This window comes from Paraburkholderia sp. CNPSo 3076 (assembly GCF_026343935.1).
Taxonomy (GTDB): Bacteria; Pseudomonadota; Gammaproteobacteria; order Burkholderiales; family Burkholderiaceae; genus Paraburkholderia; species Paraburkholderia nodosa.
In genome coordinates this window covers 1-624 of the sequence record NZ_JAPMAL010000145.1, presented here as the reverse complement: position 1 = coordinate 624, position 624 = coordinate 1, and the positions used below count along the sequence as shown (strand labels likewise).

General features: G+C 59.8%; 1 protein-coding gene. It reads left to right on the top strand.

Annotated elements, in window-relative coordinates:
• Positions 1 to 67: 67 nt before the first annotated feature.
• A partial coding sequence (locus M3A49_RS42445; RefSeq protein WP_266234001.1) for an IS6 family transposase occupies positions 68 to 624 on the top strand: 557 nt, incomplete at its 3' end.

Below are 624 nucleotides of genomic sequence, written 5' to 3'. Positions count from 1 at the left end.
GGCTCTGGTGCAAATAGCGCGGGGGCGAATCGGTTAAGGTGTCGGGCTGAACTATTGAGAACCGACGATGAGCAAGCTGAAGAGCCTGGACGAACTGTTTGCAGGCCGTCACTTTGACCGCGATGTGATCATTCTGTGTGTTCGCGGGTACCTGCGCTACAAGCTTAGCTTGCGCGATCTGGTCGAAATGATGGCGGAACGGGGTCTGGCGCTGGCCCACACGACGATCCTGCGCTGGGTGCGGCGCTTTGCGCCGGAGTTCGTCAAACGGTGGAATCGCTTCGGCAGGCCCACCGGCCAGTCCTGGCGTGTTGACGAGACTTATGTCAAGCTGCGCGGCAAGTGGGTCTATCTTTATCGGGCGGTGGATCGGGTGGGCCAGACGGTTGACTTCATGCTCCGTGCAAAGCGCGACGTGGAGGCGGCAAAAGCCTTTTTCAGGAAGGCGATCAGACATCAGGGCCAGCCACCGAAGACCATCACGCTTGACGGCTATGCGGCCTCGCACCGCGCCGTGCGCGAGATGAAGGCCGATGGCTTGCTGCCTGAGGACACGAAGGTCCGATCCTCGAAATATCTCAATAATCTGGTCGAGCAGGACCACCGCAACATCAAGTCCCGGAC